Here is a 612-nt window from a genome sequence, read left to right as displayed (position 1 = left end):
AGTGCTGGATATATTGATGTCTCATCCTAACATTGCGCCATTTGTGTCGAAGTTTTTGATTCAACGATTCGTCTCTTCTAACCCAAGCCCGGAGTACGTTGCGCGAGTTGCTCGCGTATTCAACAACAACGGAAAAGGGGTAAAAGGTGATTTAAGCGCAGTGATCCGCGCGGTTTTACTTGATAACGAAGCCATGGGGTTAACCAACACGCCGCCAATGAAAGTGAAAGAGCCCATTTTGGTGCTCACCAACTTCCACCGAGCCGCAGGCTTTACACTTACCGCTGCGCGCTATGATGGAGCAACAACAGTGATGAACACCGCAGAACAAGGCGCACTGCGCTCTCCTTCAGTATTTAATTTCTACTCGCCAGACTATCAACCTTCGAATGAGTTTGTGCAATCAGGCATGGTGTCACCCGAATACGAATTGCTCGATTGGTCAGTGTATACCGATCTGGTCAATTTCATGCTTAGTAGCACTCGCTCGGGTGGTGGTGATACTTATACGCTGGACTTTAGCGAACTGTATTCCCTACTCGATGATCACGAAGCTCTCGTTGAGCGTGTCGATGAACGATTCTTTGCGGGCACGGCTTCGCCTGAACTCAA

The 612-nt window shown here is 48.7% G+C and carries 1 protein-coding gene; it reads left to right on the top strand.

All coding sequences use genetic code 11. The features are described from left to right. Positions 1 to 612 (top strand): DUF1800 family protein (locus R7O13_RS28590; RefSeq protein ID WP_318305424.1); only part of this gene is annotated, 612 nt, incomplete at both ends.

The organism is Vibrio sp. Y176 (genome assembly GCF_033438945.1).
The sequence above is the reverse complement of the archived record's forward strand: the minus strand, read 5'-3'. Positions and strand labels throughout refer to the sequence as shown.